Here is an 18145-nt window from a genome sequence, read left to right as displayed (position 1 = left end):
CCTATTCCGCGGCTTCGGCCTGCTCCTGCTCGGCTTGCTGGCGCGCCCACATGTCGGCGTAGAGGCCGCCGCGGCGCAGCAACTCGGCGTGGGTGCCTTCCTCCGCCACCTGGCCGCCGTCGAGCACCACGATGCGGTCGGCGTCGACCACGGTGGAAAGCCGATGGGCAATGGTGATGGTGGTGCGGCCGGTCGAGACGGCGCTGAGCGTGTCGAGGATTGCTTCCTCGGTCCGGCTGTCGAGGGCGCTGGTCGCCTCGTCGAGGATCAGGATCGGCGGGTTCTTGACCAAGGTCCGGGCGATGGCGACGCGTTGCTTCTCTCCGCCCGACAGCTTTAGGCCGCGCTCACCGACGCGGCTCTCGAACCCGTCCGGAAGCGCGCGGACGAAGCCGTCGAGCGCCGCCCCGCTAGCCGCCGCCGCCACGTCTTCGGCACTCGCATCGTCGCGGCCGTAGGCGATGTTGTAGCCGAGCGTGTCGTTGAACAGCACGGTGTCCTGCGGCACGATCCCGATCGCCGCACGCAGCGAGGATTGCTTGACCCGGGCAATGTCCTGCCCATCGATGGTGATCCGGCCGGCCTGCGGGTCGTAGAATCGGAACAGCAGGCGAGCGAGGGTCGACTTGCCCGCCCCGCTCGGCCCGACCACCGCGACCGTTTGCCCAGCGGGCACGTCGAGCGTCAGGCCCTTCAAGATCTCACGCCCGTCCTCATAGCCGAAGCGGACGTTCTCGAACCGGACGTGACCACGTTCCACGTGGAGCGGCAGAGCGCCGGGAACGTCCGACACCTCCTCCGGCGTGTCGAGGAGCCGGAACATTTCGTCCATGTCGGTGAGGCCCTGGCGGATGGTCCGATAAACGGTGCCGAGCATGTCGAGCGGACGGAAAAGCTGGGTTAGCAGCGCGTTCACCACCACCAGGTCGCCGGTCGTGAACTGGCCGCGGCTCCAGCCCCAGACGGTGTAGGCCATTGCCCCACCCATCAGCAGGTTGGTGATCAGGCTTTGCCCGATGTTCATCGCCGCAAGGCTGGTCTCGATCTTGACGGTCGAGCGGGCGAGATTCTCCACCGCCTGCCCGTACAGCCGCCGCTCTCGCGCTTCGGCGTTGAAATATTTGACGGTTTCGAAGTTGAGCAGGCTGTCGACCGCCCGCGCCGTGGTCGCGGTATCGTGGCTGGTCCATTCCTCGCGCAGCCGCACGCGCCAGTCGGTAACCGCTTTGGTGAACCAGATATAGGCGACCACCGCCACCGCTGTTGCGCCGACGAGGCCCGGCCCGAACTCGGTCCAGAACAGCACCGCGACAATGGCCAGCTGAAGGATGGTGGGCGCCAGGTTGAACAGCAGGAAATAGAGCATCATGTCGATGCTCTTCGATCCGCGCTCGATGATCTTGGTCACCGCGCCGGTCCGCCGCTCAAGGTGGAAGCGCAGGCTCAGCCCGTGAAGATGCGAGAAAGTCTGCTCGGACAGCTGCCGGGTCGCTTCCTGACCGACGGTCTCGAAGATGCCGTTGCGCAGGTTGTCGAGCAGCACGCCGCCGAAGCGGGCGAGTGCAAAGGCGGCGACCAGTGCCAGCGCGACAGACGCGGCATCGGGCGCGCCCGCCGTCATGCGGTCCACCGCACCGCCGAATGCCTTGGGCAACACGATGGTGGTGAGCGTGATCGACGCGACCACCATCAGGAACGCGACAACCACGCGCAGCTTCAGCGCCCGGCGCCCTTCCGGCCACAGAAACGGCAGGAAGCGCAGCAGCACTTTCAGGCCGCTTCGTTCGCGGCCCGGGGAAACAGGATGAGCGGGAGGCATCGGCAGCCAAGGTAGGTGTGCACCCCCGGCGGCGCAAACCCTGCGGCGAAACGATTGGAACAACGCATTTATTTCGCCGTTCTCAGGCCAAGTCACCTTGCGGGGTTAAGCACATGGGTCCGGTTTCTTACGTCATTGCCATTCTGGGTTGCGCCGACGGCGGCGCGGCCTGCCAGCAGGTCGCGATTGCGCCGTCCCGATACGAAAGCGCTGCCGCCTGCGAAGCCGCGACCGGCGGCGTGCTTGCCGGAAGCACCGACTTCGACTTCCCGACCATCGTTGCGCGCTGCCGCACGGCCAAAAGCCCGGCTGCGGTAGAGCGCAAGCCGGCGCCGCGTGGTCTGGCCGTCAAACAGGGCTGACCGCAATGGCAATCGGGGAGCGGCATGAGCAGCCGCACTGCGACACTCCGAGTCACAGTGATGCGTCCACGGCGCCCATCCCAGCTGCAGACTGGCAGCAGGATGATCTCTCTCAGACTGATGCCTTCGAGGAAGAAGGCGCGGGCCTCGCGGCCAAGGAGTAAGCTTTCATGGCCGACGTCCTTGATCCCCCTACCCACGAAGAACCGAAGCTGCCCGGCAACGAGCATGAGCTCGACCCCAAGCCGGAGTGGCAGCCACGCTACGCCGGTTCAGGGCGTCTGAAGGACAAGGTCGCCATCGTCACTGGCGGGGACAGCGGCATCGGCCGTGCCGTTGCCGTGCTGTTCGCGCGCGAAGGTGCCGATGTCGCGATCCTTTACCTCAACGAGCATGAAGATGCGGCCGACACCAAGAAGTTCGTCGAGGCAGAGGGCCGCCGTGCGATCTGCATCCCTGGCGACCTTGGCGACCGGGACTTCTGCTTCAAGGCGGTGCAACAGGTCGTCGACACCTTCGGCAAGCTCGACATCCTGATCAACAATGCGGGCGAACAGCATCCCGACGAGAAGATCGAAAACATCACCGAAGAGCAGCTTCGCCGCACCTTCCAAAGCAACATCTTCTCGATGTTCTTCATGGTGCAGGCCTCGATGCCGCATCTGAAGAAGGGTGCCGCGATCGTGAATTGCACGTCGGAGACGATGTACAAGGGCGCTCCGATCCTGCTCGATTATTCGGCAACCAAGGGCGCGATCACCGCTTTCACCCGCAGCCTCGCCAAGAACCTCGTCGAGCAGGGCATTCGCGTGAACGGCGTGGCGCCAGGTCCGATCTGGACTCCGCTCAATCCCTTCGGTGGCCAGCCGCCCGAGAAGATGCCCGAGTTCGGCAAGGATACCCCGATGGGCCGGCCCGGCCAGCCCAACGAGGTTGCGCCGAGCTTCCTGTTCCTCGCCTGCGACGACGCAAGCTATATGACGGGCCAAGTGCTCCATCCGGATGGCGGCAACACCACCCAGAGCTGAGGCTTACTGGTAGGCGACCTGGATATCGATTGTGCCGGTGTAGATCCCGTCCGGCATGTTGGAGGTGAAGGGCAGGCTTCCGCCCACCTCGAAGATGCGGCCCGGGTTGCCGCTGTTGTCGATGGTAACGCTCGAGGGGAAGCTCAGCGTCAGCGCCAGCGTTGCGCCGGCACCATTGCTGAGGCTGACGGTCGGGGTCGGCGAGCTGATCAGCGCGACATTGTTGTTGGAACCGACTAGGCGGAACTGTGCGGTGGCGAAGGTGCCCGAGCACGTCAGCCCCGAGCCCGTGCCGCAGGTCCGGCCCGAGGTGGCAATGGTCACGTTCTGAGTGCCGGTGAAGGCCCCGACAAGCACCGTGCCAAACTCGAGATCGCGCAGCGCGGTGAGCTGAAGCGGCTTCTGGACCTTGACGGTCGCCGTTGCCTTGGGGCCGGTCGTGGTGGTCTGCGCGGCGACAGGCGAGGAAGCGAACGCCATGAGGGCGGCGCCGAAAGCGAAAGCAATCTGTTTCATAGATAATCCACCGTGATGGGAACGTCGCCGCGATATTCGCCTTCGGCATCGCCGCCGACGAACAGCTCGCCCCCGAAGCGGACGCGGAGACGTCCGTCGGTGTCGAGCCGGGGTATGAGAGGAAGGTCGCTGCTGATCCGCGTGAGTGCCAGCGTGCCGCCGGCGAAGCCGTAGAGATCGATCCGCTGCGGAAGCTCGACCCGGACCTGGCGCCCGGGTTCACCCCGGATCACCACTTCGCCGGTCATCGCGCGGCCGGTCAGCGCCGCAAGGGCACCGCTGATGTGTCGTCCTCCATCGGGCGCCAGGGTCGCAGTACCGCCCGCCGGCCCGGTCAGGATCACCCGGTCGAAGTCGAGGCTGGTCTTGACTTCCAGCGCCATCGGCTTGGCGTCGGTGCTGGTGGAGGTTGTCAGTGCTCCCTCGCCGGTGTCGCACAGGCGGCATGGTGATGCGCCCGCCGCAGCCGAAGCCGAAGCGAGAAGGCAACATACGAGAATGGCCGGGGTCCAGCGCATGGTGCCGGGATACATCCGAAATGGTGTAAGCTTGGTAAAAGCACCGCTAACCATTGCTGCCGCTCTCCGAATGCCCACATTCCGAGGAAAAGGAGTAACCGGATGAGCGACACCCCCACCCCTGCGACGGACATGCCGCACAACGATCAGGAATGGCTCGACAAGCTTGGTCCCGAGCGCTTCCAGATCCTTCGCCGCCATGGCACCGAGCCGGCCTGGACCGGCGAACTGCTCGGCAACAAGGCCGAAGGGGAATATGTCTGCGGTGGCTGCGGCGCGCCATTGTTCGAGAGCGATACCAAATATGACAGCGGCAGCGGCTGGCCGAGCTTCACCGCGCCGGTCGACGACACCGCCGTCACCAATGTCGAGGACAACAGCTACGGCATGCGCCGCATCGAAGTGCGCTGCGCCAAGTGCGCCGGTCACCTCGGCCACGTCTTCCCTGATGGTCCTGGGCCGGACGGCCTGCGCTATTGCATCAACTCGGCCAGCCTCGACTTCAAGCCGGAGGAATGAGCACGGGGGGCGGTGAGGGTTCCTGCACGGCAACTCTTGCCGCCCAACGACTTAGACCCTAACCCTCTCCCCTCATGGCCAGGCAGCCCGTCCGTCCTCGTTCCGCACCGGCTGCCGCCCAGCCCCGCCTGGGTGTTGGTGGTTGGATCATGCGCCTGGTCAAATGGGGCATGGTTGCAGCGCTGCTCGGCCTGATTGCGGTCGGCGTCGCGGTGGCCGTCGCTTACACCCAGCTGCCCTCATACCAGAGCCTGTCGAACCGCGGTGACCTTGGTCAGAATATCCGCGTCCGCTCGGCAGATGGCCGCCTGCTGGTCCAGCTCGGCCCCAACCTTGGCCAGTGGATCCCCTACGACGACATCCCGGGCACCATGCGCGCGGCGATGATCGCGGTGGAAGACAAGCGCTTCCGCAATCACCCGGGCGTGGACCCGATCGGCATGGCCCGCTCGATCAAGGTTCGGGCCGAGACGGGGCGTTGGAGCCAGGGCGGGTCGACCATCACTCAGCAGCTCGCCCGCAATATCTTCCTGTCCAATACCCGCACCTTTGGCCGCAAGCTTCGTGAAGCGGTGCTGGCGCTGGCGATCGAGGCCAAGTTCAGCAAGAACCAGATCCTCGAACTCTATCTCAACCGGGTGTATTTCGGCGGCGGGGCCTACGGCATCGATGCCGCCAGCCGGACCTTCTTCGGCCATAGCGCGACCCGCCTCAGCCTTGGCGAAGCGACCATCATCGCCGGGCTGGTCAAGGCGCCCAGCAACTATTCGCCGACCGCCGACGTCGAAGCTGCGCGCGGCCGCGCCGACGTGGTGCTGAAGTCGATGGTCGATAACGGCTTCGTCACCGCCGACGCGGCGGCCATGGTCGATCCCGCCGAGATCGTGGTGCAGCCGAGCACCAAGCAGAATAGCGTCCGCTATTTCACCGATTGGGCGCTGCCGCAGCTCGATACCCTGATCGACGAAACCAGCGAGCCGATCGAAGTCTGGACCACGCTCGACACCACCATGCAGACCGCCGGCGACCGCGCGATCAATGCCAATACGCCCGGCGGTGCCCAGGGTGCGCTGGTCGCGCTGGACCGCGACGGGGCGGTGCGGGCGATGATCGGCGGGCGCGATTACGTGTCGAGCATCTACAACCGCGCGACCCAGGCGCAGCGGCAACCGGGCTCGGCGTTCAAGCTGTTCGTCTATCTAGCCGCGCTCGAGAGCGGCATGAAGCCGACCACCACCCTGATCGACGAGCCGGTGGATGTCGAAGGCTGGCGGCCGCGGAACTCAACCCGCAGCTTCCTTGGCCCGGTGTCCCTGCGCGAGGCCTTTGCCCGCTCGATCAACACGATCAGCGCCAAGATCGGCGCGGAGCTAGGCTTCGGCACCATCGCCGACATGGCCCGCCGGTTCGGGATCACCTCGCCCATCTCGACCTATCCCTCGATGGTGCTGGGCACCGCCGATGTGCGGTTGATCGACATGACCCGCGCCTATGCAGCGGTCGCGAACCGCGGCATTTCGGTCAGCCCTTATGCCATCACCCGGGTGACCAGCGCCGACGGGCGGCTGCTGTACCGCCACAGCTCGTCCGAAGATCGCACCCTGGTCGCGCCATGGGTTGCGGCCGGCATGACCGACCTCCTCCAGACCGCGGTGATGAGCGGCACCGGCCGCGCGGCGCAGATCGGTCGCCCGGTCGCGGGCAAGACCGGCACCACCCAGTCCAACCGCGACGGCTGGTTCATCGGCTTTTCGAGCGGGCTCACCACCGGCGTGTGGATGGGCCGCGACGATGCCAAGGCCATTTCCGGGCTTCAGGGCGGCACCGCCCCGGCCCGCGCCTTCCGCGACTTCATGGTTCGCGCGGTTGCCAAGCGGCCGGTGGAGCAGTTCCAGACCGACGTGCCGATGCCCGACTGGCAGCTGGAGCCGGGCGAGGAAAGCTACATCGGGAACAACGAGCTTCCGCTCGAACCCCTCGTGGACGAGAATGGCAATCCGATCTTCGCGCCGGCCGAAGATCCGCTCGCGCCCGAGCCGATCACCGTACAGCCGACCATGCAGCCGGGTCAGCCGCCCGAGCCGACCGAGGTGGACCGCATCTTCGGCCAGCCGCCCGTCGACCGCCGCGCTCCTACCCCGGCTCCCGCGCCAACTCCTCCGCCAGCACCACGCGAGCGGCCGCCGCTAGCTCCGGCCGACAGCACGCAGCGACGGACTGAGCCGACGCAATTCTGAGCGCGCGGCGGCGACGGGGCCGCCGAACAATCGCTCCTCCGCTGCCTTGAAGGCCGGCGAATGATCCATGTGCAGGCGGTGCGCGACTTCATGCGCGACGACAAACCTCAACACCTCGGGCGGCGCGAGGATCAGCCGCCAGCTAAATCGGATCGCGCCTGACGAGGAGCAGCTGCCCCACCGGCTGACCGCATCGCCCACGCTGACCGAGCGGACCGTCACGCCGGCCGCAGCCGCAATCCGCGCCGTTTCCGCACTCAGCCGCTCCCGCGCGAGAGCGCGCAGCCAGCGCTCGACCGCCGCCGGCACGCTGTCGGCAGGGCCGCCAACCAGCAATTCGCCCTTCACGAACTTCACGCCGCGTCTGGCGGCGGGCTGATGCACGATCCTGAGAAGGTTTCCCTCGACCGGCACCACGGCGCCGTCCTGCAACGGCGCACCGGCGGGCGCTGCGGCCAATTGGCGGTCGATCCACGGCCGCTGGCCCGCCACCCAGTCGAGCGCCGCACGGGCCGAATGGCGCCACGGCATGGTCAGCTTCAGCAGTCTTGCGTTGTGATCGACCCTGAGCCGCAGCCGCCGCGAGCGCTTCAGACGGCTGATCCGCACCGGCAGCGGCAGGCGGGGGTCTTCAGAGATCACGGTCGGTAAGATGGAACTCGAGCTCGCCCGCATCGACTTCACTGACGGTCCAGCCGCGGGTCGACATGCCCGCTTCGTGCACGCTCTCGCGGCTGCCGGTTTCGAGATAATGCCAGGCGGGAAGCGGCTCGCCGAACGCGCGCAGCTTGTAGGCGCAGGTGCCGGGCAGCCATTCGAGCTCTTCCAGCTTGTTCTTCGACAGCTGGACGCAATCCGTCACCCACTTCTTGCGGCTGGCATAATCGGTGCAGCGGCCGTTCTTCCGGTCGAGCAGCTTGCAGGCGACGTTGGTCGGAAACAGCTCGCCGGTGTCGGCATCTTCCAGCTTGTGCAGGCAGCAGCGGCCGCAGCCATCACACAGCGCTTCCCACTGCGCGGCGTCGAGCGCGACAAGGGGCTGGTCCCACCAACGGGACGTGTCAGGCGTCGGCTTGTTCATTGGCGGCCCAGACTTGGTCTGCTAAGCGCCCGCAATCAAGAGTTTACCTTCAAGCGACGGGTGGGACATTCGATGAGCAAGCGGCGTCTGGGCTTTGGGGCCTTGCTGTTGATGAGCCTTGCCGCGCCGGTCGCGGCGCAGGTGTCGACCAGCCCCGGCTACTCCTTTCTGCAGGCCGTGCGCGAGCGTGACGGGGGCAAGGCATCGGACCTGATCGCCCAGCCGGGCTCCAACGTCGTCAATTACCGTGACGAGAAGGGCGATGCTGGCCTTCACCTCGTCGTCGCCCAGCGCGATCTCATCTGGCTGCGTTTCCTTCTCGGCAAGGGAGCGGATGCCAACATCGCCAATCGCGATGGCGACACACCGCTGATCATGGCTGCGCGGATCGGCTTTGCCGAGGGCGCCGACATTCTGCTCAGCCGTGGCGCGCAGGTCGATCGTGCCAATCGCCGCGGCGAGACGGCGCTGATCATCGCCGTCCAGCAGCGTAACGTGCCGTTGGTCCGCTTGCTGGCCGAACGCGGTGCCAATCCGGACAAGACCGATAACGCCACCGGCCGCAGCGCGCGGGATTACGCCAAGCTGGATAGCCGCGGGCCGGAGATGCTCCGGGTCATGGACGCGGCCAAGGCGGCGAAGAAGACGTTCGAGATCGCCGGGCCGAAGCTCTAGTTTCCCCAGCCGAGCGTCGGGTCGATCTGCGCACTGAGCCGACGGGCGGCGCGGCGGGCGAAGCGCAGGATTTCGGCCTTTCGCCGGGCGGGTGCCAACGGCCGCTCCGGCGCATCGCGCACCACTGCGGCATCGTAGCGATCGGCAACGATCACGCCCGCAGTGCCGGGCAGGAAGCGTTCTTCGTCGAGCAGGCCGGCGAGGGTCGGCGGCACCGCCCAGAAGAACTGGTCGCAATAGTCGAGATAGTCGGTCCACTTGGCATCGCCGGTGAGGTCAGCTTTGCTGACCTTGATCTCGACGATGGTGAGCTTGCCCTTGGGATCGATCCCCATCAGGTCCGCGCGCCGTCCATTCGGCAGCGGCACTTCGCAGATGGCGAACAGGTCGCGGCGGCAGAACAGGCGGGTGACGCCCCGCGCCACCTCGATCGCGACTGGAGCAAGGTCCTGGAAACAGGACGCGGGAACCAAGGTTTCAGGCGCGGTGGACACACCGGAGCCTTAGAACAGGACGGGAACGGACGCTAGGGCTCTTGCGGCAAGTCGCCGCAGAGCAAGGACTTAGCGGTAGAAGACGTGGTTGCCGACCGCTGCAACGCGGGTCAGGCGCCAGCCCGGGCTGACCCGGCGGGCGTGGAAGAACATCGCCTTGCCAACGCTGCTGTCATGCAGGTCGGCATCGACGATGCGAGCGACCGCAACGGCATTCTTCCACTGCAGGCTGTTCTTGTTCACCGCCGGCCAGCGGCCGCCACGGACGAAGCTGAACTGACCACGCTGGGTCAGAACGCCGCAATAGCTGGACGGAAAACGACCGCGGCTATCGGCGCGGTTGGCAATCACCTGACCAACCGCCAGCTGCCCGGCGAGCGGCTCGCTCTTGCTTTCGAAGTAGACGCCGGCGGCGAGGCACTCGAGCTCGCGGCTGCCAGCCTCGCTGCGGCGCAGCTTGGCGACGGTGTCACCGAGGCTGGCGCCGCGCGTAATAGCGACCGGCTCTTCTTCATCGGCGGGGACGGGAAGAGCGGGCTCCTCGCTGCCGGCAACCTGGGCGGGAGCGAGGGGATCGTTGGAAAGGGGAGTCGTGACAAGCGGTTCGTTCAGCGTCTTGGCAACCGCGGCAACAACCTGGTTCGTGGCATCCGCAGGAAGGACCTGGGCGGGAGCAACGGAAGAGGCGCCCATCGCGGCGGCGGCAAGCATAAGGACGAAACGACGAACCACTGACAACCTGTCTTTGTGCGGTGGATAGCCGTCCGCGCGTTCGGTCAGGCCTGAAAGGCCGCGTCACATCGCCTGGGCTGATCCCCCGTCTCGCGCGGCCCGCCGGCTGGTTTGACCAACCCGCACGAGCACCCCGCTAGAAGCTGTTCCTCGGTTCGTCGCATTTTTGACGACGCGCAAGTCACTCAGGTCATTTCAGCGATGAATTGTTCCGCCGACGGGATGTCCAGTTCGATCAGCCAAAGATCGGGGTCACGATCGCGTGCTTTGGCAAGCTGTCGCTCAAGCGAGTCCGAATCGGCCAATTCGCGCGATTCCCACTCGTAGGTACCGCTGCCCTGAAGCAACCGTTGCACCAGGAAACGTGCTTCTCCACGCTCGGCAAGGACCAGCATCAGGCTTCCTCGCTCGGCATCGCCGCGCCGCAGAATGGTGCCGAAACCGCCGAGATCACGTGCCCTTGCCAGCAGGGTTGAGGCCTCCACTCCCGCCGCCAGTCGCGGCTCGCTCATGCCGGGGCGTAGCCGTCGAGCCCGGCCAGCGCGATGTGCGAGCGGAGAAAGGTGCCGGTTCCGCGCGCGCATTCCTCGCCGCTCGAATCGACGATCCGCGCTTCGGCAACGAACACCCGCCGCTTGCCCGAGATCCAGCGCCCTTCGGCGAAGGCTGGGCCTTCGTGCATCGGCTTGGTGAAGTGCAGGTTGAAGGCGGTGGTGAGCAGGAAGCGATCACTGACGAGGCTGTTCGCGGCGTAAAAGGCGGCATCGTCCAGCATCTTGAAATAGAGCGTCCCGTGCGCGGCGCCCGCAGCATGGAAGCTCGCCGGCTCCACCGTGAAGTCGATCCGCGAGCGGCCCGCTTCGTCCAGGCTCAAGGTCGAGCGAAACAGAAGGTTGATCGGCGCCGAGGCATACAGCTGCTCGAGCGCGCGATAATGGGCTTCTGCGCCGCTCGGCGTTGGAGGGCCGGCGTCAGGCAGCGTGCGGCTCATCGACCCCCATCAGCACCGCGGTAAGGGCATCGCGCGTGTGCGCACCGCGTAGTTTCTCCAGCGTCGGTGCATGGCGCACGACACGGCTGATCGCGGCCAAGGCCTTGAGGTGATCGGCACCCGCATCGGGCGGGGAAAGCAGCAGGAACACAAGGTCGACCGGCGTTCCGTCGATCGCCTTATAGTCCATCGGCTCGGCCAGATGCGCGACCAGTCCGTAGATCCGGCGCAGGCCCTCGATCTTGCCATGGGGAATGGCGACCCCGTTGCCGAAGCCGGTGGTGCCCAGCCGCTCGCGGTCCAGCAGCGCGCCGACCAGTTCCGTGACGTCGAGCTGGAGCCGTTGCGCGGCGATCTGGCCGATCGCGTGAAACAGGCCACGCTTGTTCGGCGCCACCAACGCCGGGCGGCTCGCATCGAAATCGAGAAAGGTCGCAAGCTGCATGGTCACGGAACTACTCTGATGCCCCGGCGTGAAATCTCGCGGGCCAATGCCTCAACGCCTTTGCTCGGTCTAGCGGTCCTTGGGCTCTACCCAGCCGATGCTGCCATCGTCGCGACGATAGACCATGTTGAAAGCGCCGGTCTTGCTGTTGCGGAACATCAGCGCGTTGGTGTTGCGCAGGTCGAGCATCATCACCGCGTCGGACACGCTGCTTTCCGGAATGTCGACACGGGCCTCGGCGATCACCGGCGGATGCTCGGGGGCTTCCTCCTCCTCGGCCTGCGGGGCGGCGAAGACAGTATAGGAAGCGCTTGCGTCATAGCCCGGACCGCCGGTCGCGTCGGCGCCCTTGCGGTCACGCAGCCGCGATTTGTAGCGCTTCAGCTGCCGCTCGATCTTGTCAGCAGCGCCTTCAAACGCCTGCTGCGCGCTTTGCGCCCGGCCGTTTGCCTTCAGCACCACCCCGTTCACCACCGGCGCGACGATGTCGCAGGTGAATCCGTGATCGTGCGGGCCTTTGCCGAAAGTGACGTTGGCGGCGGTCGCGCGGGAGAAATAACGTTCGGTCAGCGCCTCGAGGCGATCGGTGACATGGTTCTGGAGCGCCGCTCCGGTCTCGACCTGATGCCCTGAGACCCTGATGTCCATGTCCTTCTTCTCCCGTGCAGGGGAGCCCTCAAGCTGAGCCGATTGCGGCCCAGAGCGGCTCCTTCATCTTGGCAATGAACTGGGTATGGGCAGCCAACTCGTCAAGCGAAGGAGCGTGGGGGCGCGCCGGGCGGACGGCACGCAACGGCGATGCGATGCTTGCCGTCCTATCCCCCGCCTGATGTCCGCCATCGCTCAATTCGGCCACCAGCGACAAGCCGATCTGGCGGCCGCCGGTGAGTTCGACGTAGACCTGCGCCAGAAGCTGGGCGTCGAGCAGCGCGCCATGCTTGACGCGGGCGGTGCGGTCGACACCGAAGCGGGTGCAGAGCGCGTCAAGGCTGTGCTTGGCGCCGGGATGCTTGGACCGGGCGAGGACCAGGGTGCAGATCATCCGGCTGAGGCAAACGGGATCGCGCCCGCACAGCGCCAGTTCGTTGTTGAGGAAGCCGAAGTCGAACCCCGCGTTGTGCGCGATCAGCGGCGCGTCGCCGATGAAGTCGAGCAGTTCTTCGCACGCGGCGCCGAACAGCGGCTTGTCCGACAGGAAGATGCTGCTGAGGCCGTGCACGGCTTCCGCCTCGCTCGGCATCGCGCGTTCGGGATTGAAATAAGCGTGATATTCGCGGCCGGTCGGGCAGCGGTTGATGAGCTCCACACAGCCGATCTCGACCATGCGGTCGCCGCTGGCCGGATTGACGCCGGTGGTCTCGGTATCGAACACGATTTCACGCATGCGTGAATCTATGCGCTGCGGCCCAGGCCCAGTCCAGCAAGGATTTCGTCGACTTGAGCAGCGGTCTCGGTGAGGCTGAGCGAAGTGTCGATCACATGATCCGCTCGCGCGCGCTTTTCGCCGTCGGGAAGCTGGCGGGCGAGGATATGATCGAGCTTCTCGGCGGTCATGCCAGGTCGGGCGAGCACCCGCTGTCGCTGCACATCAGCGGGGGCGGAAACGACGATGACCTCGTCGAACACCCGGTCGCCGCCGGTTTCGAACAGCAGGGGAATGTCGAACAGCAAGGCCGGCGCATCGCCATGCTCGACGATAAAGCGCGTGCGCTCGTGATGCACCGCTGGGTGGACGATCGCTTCCAGAGCGGCGAGCTCCTCCGGGCGCCCGAACACGGCGGCCGAGAGCGCCTCACGCTCAACGGCGCCCTCGCGCGTGGAGCCGGGGAAGCGCTGCTCGATGATCGGGACCAGCTTACCCCCTTGGCCCTGCAGCCGCCGCACGGTCGCGTCCGCATCGAAGACTGGAATACCGCGCGCCGCGAACATCGCCGCGACCGTCGACTTGCCCATTCCGATGGAGCCGGTGAGCGCGAGGGTCTTCATGCGGAGAGGAGTCTCCGTAGTTCCGCATCATGCTGCCGCGGGGCATCGGCCCCGAAGAAGCGCCGAAACCCATGACTCGCCTGCTCGATCAGCATCTCAAGCCCGTCGATTGTCCGCATGCCCAAGTGGCGCGCCTGCCGAAGCAGGCCGGTTTCGAGTGGATCATAGACCATGTCGAATACGATGGTGTCCGGATAATAGGCGCTGAGATCGACCGGCACCTCTGGTCGACCACGCATACCGAGCGGCGTCGCGTTGATGATGACTTGCGAGTAACGCTGCTCGTCCGCCCCGTCGGTGGGGTTGCGAATGGGCCCGAGTGCCTCGAGCGGCTGGGCTTGGCCATGCGGCGTTCCGAGCAGCTCCGCGAAGGCGCGTGCCTTGACGGGATCGCGCGCGAACACATCGATGTCGCTGAAGCCAGCTCGAACGGCGCCCAATGCCGCTGCGGAGGCAGCTCCTCCAGCCCCGATGATCTGGACGTAGGTCGCAACGTGGTTTGAATAGGTGGCTTTGGTCTCGCGAGCCAAGGGAACGGCGACGCCTTGGACGTCGAAGTTCCAGGCGTGGAGCAAGTTTCCTTCGCCGCGGGTCAGGCAATTGCTCGCGGCGATCTTGTCCACGTCTGCGCTTCGTTGAGCCGCAAAGGGCACCGCTGCTTCTTTGAGCGGCATGGTAAGATTGCAGCCCCGCCAAAGCGGATCCTTGCATCGCGAGTCGAAATAAGGTGCGAGCTCATCCGCGCTGACCCTGGTTGCCCGGTAATCGCCCTTGATCCCCAGCTTCTGTAGCCAGAAGCGGTGGATCAGCGGCGACTTGCTGTGGCCGATCGGGTCCCCAATCACTTCCGCATAAGGAGTGCGTGACGTCACGACGTCAGCACGCCTCTTTCCCGCAAGGCGCCGAGCAACGGTAGCAGCGGGAGGCCGAGAATGGTGAAGTGATCGCCTTCGATGCTCTCGAACAACTGCACGCCAAGCCCCTCGAGCCGGAATACCCCGACACAATAGCTGACCTCCGGCCAGTCGGCGTCGAGATACTTCTGGATGAAGGCTTCACTAAGCGGGCGGACGGCAAGCCGTGCGCAAGCCGCGTGGCTCCACACTGTGCGGCCGCCTTCGACCAAGGCTGCGCTGCTGGTCAGCTCCATCACCTTGCCCGAAAAGAAGCGCAGATGCTCGGCCGCGGTTTCGCGACCTGCGGGCTTGTCGAAGCGGCGGCCGTCGACACTGATCAAGCTGTCGCTGCCGATGACCAGCCCTCTTGGGTGGCGCTCCGCAATCGCCCGCGCTTTTGCTTCGCCAAGCGCCAACGTCAGCGCCGCATCGTCGCCTGCAAACCCGGCCTTGATCGCCGCCTCGTCGACGCCCGGCGCCTCGGCCGCATAGGCGACTCCCGCGTTCGCCAGCAATGTGCCGCGGATGGGCGAGGTCGAGGCCAAGATCAGGTCCACGGCATCAGTTCCATGTTCGTTCCTGTGGAGAAATCGCCCTCAACCCCTAGCGCGGTGACGGGGACAAGCTCAACCGGACCTGGTTGCGCCCCCCAGCCAAAGTTCGCCAAGGCGCTTATCCACGGTGGATGAAGTGCTCCACAGACCTGTGGATTGCGGGAATCAACGGCCGCGACTCGCCGGTCTTGCGAGAGGCGCGGTTTGCGGCCACCTGTTGGCAACCGCGGGAGGGCCGCTTATTCCCCAGCTTCGACGGCCCAACTGACTCCATCTACCTATTTAAGAATCTAAAAGAGAAAGAGATAAGGGTGGCCGACCAGCCGAGCGGACAGACGACCGACAAGCCTCTTCTGGCCGTGCTCCGGGGTGAGCGCCGCGATCCGCCGCCGGTCTGGATGATGCGCCAGGCGGGACGCTACCTGCCCGAGTATCGCGCGCTGCGTGCCGAGAAGGGCGGCTTTCTCGACATGGTCTATGACCCTGCCGCTGCGGCCGAGATCACGCTGCAGCCGCTGCGCCGCTTTCCGCTCGATGCCGCCATTCTCTTTTCCGACATCCTGATCGTGCCCCACGCGCTCGGCCAGGAGCTGAGCTTCGTCGCCGGCGAAGGCCCGCGATTGAAGCCGCCCCTGTCTGGCGCCGAGATGACGGCCTTCCAGGCGGCCCCTGAGCGCCTCGAGAGCATCTACGAGACGGTCCGGCAGGTGAAGGCCCAGCTCGCCCCGCAAACGACGTTCCTGGGCTTTGCAGGCTCGCCCTGGACGGTCGCCACCTACATGGTCGCCGGCGAAGGGAGCCGCGAGCAGGCCGAGGCCCGCACGCTTGCCTACATGGACCCGGGGAAGTTCGCCGCGATCATCACGGCGATCGAGGACGCGACCGTCACCTACCTGGTCGGTCAGGCCGATGCTGGCGTGGATGCTGTGCAGTTGTTCGACAGTTGGTCGGGCAGCCTCGCCCCGTCCGAGTTCGAACGATGGGTGATTGCGCCGACCGCTCGGATCGTCGCCAAGCTTCGCGCGCTGCGTCCCGAGCTCACGATCATCGGCTTTCCCAAGGGCGCCGGCGGCAAGCTACCGGCTTATGCCCGCGAGACCGGGGTCCATGCGCTCGGCCTCGACGAGACGGTTGACCCGGTGTGGGCCCACGCCAACCTGCCCGCGAACATGCCGGTACAAGGCAATCTCGACCCCCTCGCCCTGATGGCGGGCGGCGAAGCGCTGGAACAGGCAGTCCGCCGCGTGCTCTCTGCGCTCGAGGAACGCCCGCACGTCTTCAACCTTGGTCACGGTATCGGCCAGTTCACCCCCATCGAGCATGTCGAACAGATGTTCCGGCTGCTCGGAAAGGCTGCGTGATGCTCGACAACGCCATCGGTTTCCTCGGCAACGCCTATCTCTGGGTCAAGGCCGCGCACATCACCTTCGTGATCTTCTGGATAGCCGGCCTGTTCCTGCTGCCGCGCTTCTACGTCTATCACCATGCGACAGCCCCCGGCTCGGCCGAGGATCGCGCGTGGGTCGAGCGCGAGCGCCGCACCCGCTCGATCATCCTTGGGCCCGCAATGGCGATCGTGTGGCTCCTCGGGCTGGCCCTTGCGACCCATCTCGGCGCTTGGAACGAAGGCTGGTTCCACGCCAAGCTGTTGTTCGTAATCCTGCTGTCCGGCTTCCAGGGCTGGCTCGGCGCTTATGGCCGCAAGCTCGCCCGCGGCGACCGCCCGCTCGAGAACAAGACGCTGCGCATCATGAACGAAATTCCTGGCATTATGACCGCGATCATCGTGGTACTGGTGATCGTTAAACCCTTCTGATCTTGCCGTGGGGAGCGCGCCTCCCCATGTTGACTTGGCAGGCGAGCCGCCATAGGCCGCTATCAATACGGCCGCACCGGCCCGTATTGTCCACCTTCGCCGGTGTGACCGCTCGTTCCTTCGACGCGGCCTTCAGTCTACCGACTGCGTAAAATCTCCAGCAAAAGAACACACTACATGCATCTCAAGGACCTCAAGCAGAAGACCCCCGCCCAACTCGTCGCGCAAGCCGAAGAGATGGGGATCGAGGGCGCGTCGACGCTGCGCAAACAGGACCTCCTTTTCTCCATCCTCAAGGTCCGCGCCGAAACCGGCGCCGAGATCATGGGGAGCGGCACCATCGAGGTGCTGAACGACGGCTTCGGCTTCCTCCGCAGCGCCGAGGCGAACTATCTCGCCGGCCCCGACGACATCTACGTCACGCCGCAGCTCGTCCGCCGCTTCGGCCTGCGCACCGGTGACACGGTGGAAGGCGAGATCCGCGCGCCCAAGGACGGCGAGCGTTATTTCGCGCTCAGCCGCATCACCTCGATCAACTTCGACGAGCCCGACGCCGTCCGCCACCGCGTCAATTTCGACAATCTGACGCCGCTCTACCCGGACGCGAAGCTCAAGCTCGACACGCTTGACCCGACCATCAAGGACAAGTCGGCGCGGGTGATCGACATCGTCTCGCCGCTCGGCAAGGGCCAGCGCGCGCTGATCGTCGCGCCGCCGCGCACCGGCAAGACCGTGCTGCTGCAGAACATCGCGCGGGCGATCACCGACAACAATCCCGAAGTGTTCCTGATCGTCCTGCTGATCGACGAGCGGCCGGAGGAAGTCACCGACATGCAGCGCAGCGTGAAGGGCGAGGTGGTCTCCTCAACCTTCGACGAGCCCGCGCAGCGCCACGTCCAGGTCGCCGAAATGGTGATCGAAAAGGCCAAGCGCCTGGTCGAGCACAAGAAGGATGTCGTCATCCTGCTCGACTCGATCACCCGCCTCGGTCGCGCCTACAACACCGTGGTGCCGAGCTCGGGCAAGGTGCTGACCGGCGGTGTCGACGCCAACGCCCTGCAGCGGCCGAAACGCTTCTTTGGTGCCGCCCGCAACATCGAGGAAGGCGGTTCGCTGTCGATCATCGCCACCGCGCTGATCGATACCGGGTCCAAGATGGACGAGGTCATCTTCGAAGAGTTCAAGGGCACCGGTAACAGCGAAATCGTGCTTGACCGCAAGGTCGCCGACAAGCGCATCTTCCCGGCGCTCGACGTTGGAAAGTCCGGCACCCGCAAGGAAGAGCTGCTGGTGCCGCAGAACACGCTTACCAAGATGTGGGTGCTGCGCCGAATCCTCATGCAGATGGGCACCGTCGACGCGATGCAGTTCCTGCTCGACAAGATGCGCGATGCTAAGTCCAACGAAGACTTCTTCGCTTCGATGAACCAGTAAGCCGCTCGCGCATTCTCGCGCGAAGCAGCCTGACCAACCTTG

The 18145-nt window shown here is 65.7% G+C and carries 23 protein-coding genes; 8 read left to right on the top strand and 15 right to left on the bottom strand.

The features are described 5' to 3' along the window. Window position 1: 1 nt before the first annotated feature. A complete protein-coding gene (locus ACP69Z_RS03535; protein WP_426266169.1) occupies window positions 2-1819 on the bottom strand; it encodes an ABCB family ABC transporter ATP-binding protein/permease in 1818 nt (605 codons plus the stop codon). A 113-nt stretch (window positions 1820-1932) separates the two neighbouring features. Between ACP69Z_RS03535 and ACP69Z_RS03530 the strand changes: the two genes are divergently transcribed. Together ACP69Z_RS03530 and ACP69Z_RS03525 are read left to right on the top strand one after the other, a co-directional pair. Further along, window positions 1933-2181, top strand: a complete 249-nt coding sequence (locus ACP69Z_RS03530) for a hypothetical protein (RefSeq protein WP_426266168.1) — start codon at window positions 1933-1935, stop codon at window positions 2179-2181. Window positions 2182-2351: 170 nt separating this feature from the next. Further along, entirely contained in the window at window positions 2352-3209 is an 858-nt protein-coding gene (locus ACP69Z_RS03525; protein WP_426266167.1) for an SDR family oxidoreductase, read from the top strand. A gap of 3 nt (window positions 3210-3212) precedes the next feature. Here ACP69Z_RS03525 and ACP69Z_RS03520 read toward each other — a convergent pair whose 3' ends face one another. Next, entirely contained in the window at window positions 3213-3725 is a 513-nt protein-coding gene (locus tag ACP69Z_RS03520; protein WP_426266166.1) for a DUF4402 domain-containing protein, read from the bottom strand. After that, complete coding sequence (locus ACP69Z_RS03515) at window positions 3722-4243, bottom strand: DUF4402 domain-containing protein (protein ID WP_426266165.1); 522 nt, start codon at window positions 4241-4243, stop codon at window positions 3722-3724. The genes ACP69Z_RS03520 and ACP69Z_RS03515 overlap by 4 nt, the downstream gene beginning before the upstream one ends. Window positions 4244-4345: 102 nt before the next feature. Here ACP69Z_RS03515 and msrB point away from each other — a divergent pair, with 102 nt between their 5' ends. Together msrB and ACP69Z_RS03505 are read left to right on the top strand one after the other, a co-directional pair. Beyond that, window positions 4346-4762, top strand: coding sequence for a peptide-methionine (R)-S-oxide reductase MsrB (msrB, locus tag ACP69Z_RS03510; RefSeq protein WP_426266164.1), 417 nt, complete (start codon window positions 4346-4348; stop codon window positions 4760-4762). Between the two features lie 74 nt (window positions 4763-4836). Beyond that, complete coding sequence (locus tag ACP69Z_RS03505; protein WP_426266163.1) at window positions 4837-6999, top strand: transglycosylase domain-containing protein; 2163 nt, start codon at window positions 4837-4839, stop codon at window positions 6997-6999. Here the strand turns inward: ACP69Z_RS03505 and ACP69Z_RS03500 are convergent. Together ACP69Z_RS03500 and ACP69Z_RS03495 are read right to left on the bottom strand one after the other, a co-directional pair. Further along, on the bottom strand, window positions 6949-7641 hold the full coding sequence (locus ACP69Z_RS03500) for a M48 family metallopeptidase (protein WP_426266162.1): 693 nt from the start codon (window positions 7639-7641) through the stop codon (window positions 6949-6951). The genes ACP69Z_RS03505 and ACP69Z_RS03500 overlap by 51 nt on opposite strands. Continuing rightward, complete coding sequence (locus tag ACP69Z_RS03495) at window positions 7631-8080, bottom strand: YcgN family cysteine cluster protein (protein WP_426266161.1); 450 nt, start codon at window positions 8078-8080, stop codon at window positions 7631-7633. The genes ACP69Z_RS03500 and ACP69Z_RS03495 overlap by 11 nt, the downstream gene beginning before the upstream one ends. Before the next feature lie 72 nt (window positions 8081-8152). On the opposite strand from ACP69Z_RS03495, the gene ACP69Z_RS03490 reads away from it, so the two are divergent. Then, entirely contained in the window at window positions 8153-8755 is a 603-nt protein-coding gene (locus ACP69Z_RS03490) for an ankyrin repeat domain-containing protein (RefSeq protein WP_426266160.1), read from the top strand. On the opposite strand, the gene ACP69Z_RS03485 is transcribed toward ACP69Z_RS03490, so the two are convergent. The 10 genes from ACP69Z_RS03485 to ACP69Z_RS03440 all read right to left on the bottom strand — a co-directional run bounded on the left by ACP69Z_RS03485 (window position 8752) and on the right by ACP69Z_RS03440 (window position 14856). Then, on the bottom strand, window positions 8752-9249 hold the full coding sequence (locus tag ACP69Z_RS03485; RefSeq protein ID WP_426266159.1) for an MmcB family DNA repair protein: 498 nt from the start codon (window positions 9247-9249) through the stop codon (window positions 8752-8754). The two genes, ACP69Z_RS03490 and ACP69Z_RS03485, sit on opposite strands and share 4 nt — an antisense overlap. A gap of 69 nt (window positions 9250-9318) precedes the next feature. Continuing rightward, entirely contained in the window at window positions 9319-9981 is a 663-nt protein-coding gene (locus ACP69Z_RS03480) for a cell wall hydrolase (RefSeq protein ID WP_426266158.1), read from the bottom strand. Between the two features lie 185 nt (window positions 9982-10166). Continuing rightward, on the bottom strand, window positions 10167-10493 hold the full coding sequence (locus tag ACP69Z_RS03475) for a DUF1491 family protein (protein WP_426266157.1): 327 nt from the start codon (window positions 10491-10493) through the stop codon (window positions 10167-10169). Beyond that, on the bottom strand, window positions 10490-10972 hold the full coding sequence (locus ACP69Z_RS03470; protein WP_426266156.1) for a PaaI family thioesterase: 483 nt from the start codon (window positions 10970-10972) through the stop codon (window positions 10490-10492). Before ACP69Z_RS03470 ends, ACP69Z_RS03475 begins: the two co-directional genes overlap by 4 nt. After that, on the bottom strand, window positions 10953-11417 hold the full coding sequence (locus tag ACP69Z_RS03465; RefSeq protein WP_426268035.1) for a PTS sugar transporter subunit IIA: 465 nt from the start codon (window positions 11415-11417) through the stop codon (window positions 10953-10955). The genes ACP69Z_RS03470 and ACP69Z_RS03465 overlap by 20 nt, the downstream gene beginning before the upstream one ends. A 69-nt stretch (window positions 11418-11486) precedes the next feature. Continuing rightward, the gene (hpf, locus tag ACP69Z_RS03460) at window positions 11487-12065 is read right to left on the bottom strand and encodes a ribosome hibernation-promoting factor, HPF/YfiA family (RefSeq protein ID WP_426266155.1); all 579 of its coding nucleotides are present in this window, start codon (window positions 12063-12065) and stop codon (window positions 11487-11489) included. Window positions 12066-12093: 28 nt separating this feature from the next. Continuing rightward, window positions 12094-12801 carry a DNA polymerase III subunit epsilon gene (gene dnaQ, locus ACP69Z_RS03455; RefSeq protein ID WP_426266154.1) on the bottom strand — a complete coding sequence of 236 codons (708 nt, stop codon included), beginning with the start codon at window positions 12799-12801 and terminating at the stop codon, window positions 12094-12096. An 8-nt stretch (window positions 12802-12809) separates the two neighbouring features. Beyond that, window positions 12810-13403, bottom strand: coding sequence for a dephospho-CoA kinase (coaE, locus tag ACP69Z_RS03450; RefSeq protein ID WP_426266153.1), 594 nt, complete (start codon window positions 13401-13403; stop codon window positions 12810-12812). Continuing rightward, entirely contained in the window at window positions 13400-14275 is an 876-nt protein-coding gene (locus tag ACP69Z_RS03445; protein ID WP_426266152.1) for a shikimate dehydrogenase family protein, read from the bottom strand. Before ACP69Z_RS03445 ends, coaE begins: the two co-directional genes overlap by 4 nt. Then, window positions 14272-14856: a Maf family protein gene (locus tag ACP69Z_RS03440; protein ID WP_426266151.1), complete on the bottom strand. Its 585-nt coding sequence runs from the start codon at window positions 14854-14856 to the stop codon at window positions 14272-14274. The genes ACP69Z_RS03445 and ACP69Z_RS03440 overlap by 4 nt, the downstream gene beginning before the upstream one ends. 308 nt (window positions 14857-15164) lie before the next feature. Between ACP69Z_RS03440 and hemE the strand changes: the two genes are divergently transcribed. The 3 genes from hemE to rho all read left to right on the top strand — a co-directional run bounded on the left by hemE (window position 15165) and on the right by rho (window position 18103). Continuing rightward, entirely contained in the window at window positions 15165-16214 is a 1050-nt protein-coding gene (gene hemE, locus ACP69Z_RS03435) for a uroporphyrinogen decarboxylase (RefSeq protein ID WP_426266150.1), read from the top strand. Beyond that, a complete protein-coding gene (locus ACP69Z_RS03430) occupies window positions 16214-16669 on the top strand; it encodes a CopD family protein (protein ID WP_426266149.1) in 456 nt (151 codons plus the stop codon). The genes hemE and ACP69Z_RS03430 overlap by 1 nt, the downstream gene beginning before the upstream one ends. Window positions 16670-16846: 177 nt before the next feature. After that, window positions 16847-18103: a transcription termination factor Rho gene (rho, locus tag ACP69Z_RS03425; RefSeq protein ID WP_426266148.1), complete on the top strand. Its 1257-nt coding sequence runs from the start codon at window positions 16847-16849 to the stop codon at window positions 18101-18103. Window positions 18104-18145 lie beyond the last annotated feature (42 nt).

Origin of the sequence: Sphingomonas sp. LHG3443-2 (assembly GCF_049896405.1) — a bacterium.
Classification (GTDB): domain Bacteria; phylum Pseudomonadota; class Alphaproteobacteria; order Sphingomonadales; family Sphingomonadaceae; genus Sphingomicrobium.
Note: the sequence above shows the minus strand (reverse complement) of the source record. Positions and strands in the feature narration are given on the sequence as shown.